1 protein-coding gene is annotated in these 919 nt (G+C 64.6%); it reads right to left on the reverse strand.

Annotated elements, in window-relative coordinates:
* The coding region (locus tag E4S61_RS26260) for an aconitase family protein (RefSeq protein ID WP_245180815.1) at window positions 1-919 on the reverse strand (919 nt) is incomplete at both ends.

Here is a 919-nt window from a genome sequence, read left to right on the forward strand (position 1 = left end):
CACGTTCGACCGGTACATCAGGATGTCCTGCGTGGCCGGGATGATGTGGTCGGTCGTGATGTTGTCCTCCATCTTCAGCAGCGCTTCGCCGCCGACCTCGGATTCGAGCGGGTCCTTCAGCGGGACGTCGCCGATGTTCGGGCCCTTGATGAGGTCGTCGTCGACGGCCTCGTCGGGGGCGATAAGGTCCGACTCGGAGTTGCCGATGTACTCGTCGGGCATCTCCAGACCGGGCGCTTCGAGGTCGCCGAGTTCGTCGGCGAGGTCGCGCGGGTCCACGATTTCGCCCTTGATGGCCGCCGCGGTGGCGACCTCGGGCGAACAGAGGTAGACGTTGTCGTCCTCGATACCCGAACGGCCCTCGAAGTTGCGGTTGAAGGTCCGCAGCGAGACCGAATCCGAAGCCGGGACGTGGCCGATGCCGATACAGGCACCACACGTCGCCTCGGAGAAGTTGACGCCAGCGGCCATCATTTCGGCGGTCCAGCCCTGTCGGGCCAGCATCTCCGAAGCCTGCTTCGAACCGGGTGCGACGATCATCTCGGTCTTCTTGTCGATGTTGCGGCCTTCGAGCATCTTCGCGCCGGGGAGGATGTCCTCGTAGGCCCCGTTCGTACAGGAACCGATGATGACCTGCTCGACGTCCGTGCCGGCGACTTCCGAGACGGGCACGACGTTGTCGGGCATGGAGGGCTCGGCGATGAGCGGCTCCAGTTCCGAGAGGTCGACGACGATTTCGTCGTGGTATTCGGCGTCGTCGTCGGGCTGGAGTTCCTCGTGGACATCCTCGCGGTCGAGCCGGGAGAGGTAGTCCTTCGTGTTTTCGTCGGTCGGGAAGATCGAGGAGGTGGCACCGAGTTCGGTGCCCATGTTGGTGATGGTCGTCCGCTCGGGAACCGTCAGCGTCTCGACGCCGGGG

Source organism: Haloarcula amylovorans (assembly GCF_004681185.1).
In the GTDB taxonomy this organism is placed as follows: Archaea; Halobacteriota; Halobacteria; order Halobacteriales; family Haloarculaceae; genus Haloarcula; species Haloarcula amylovorans.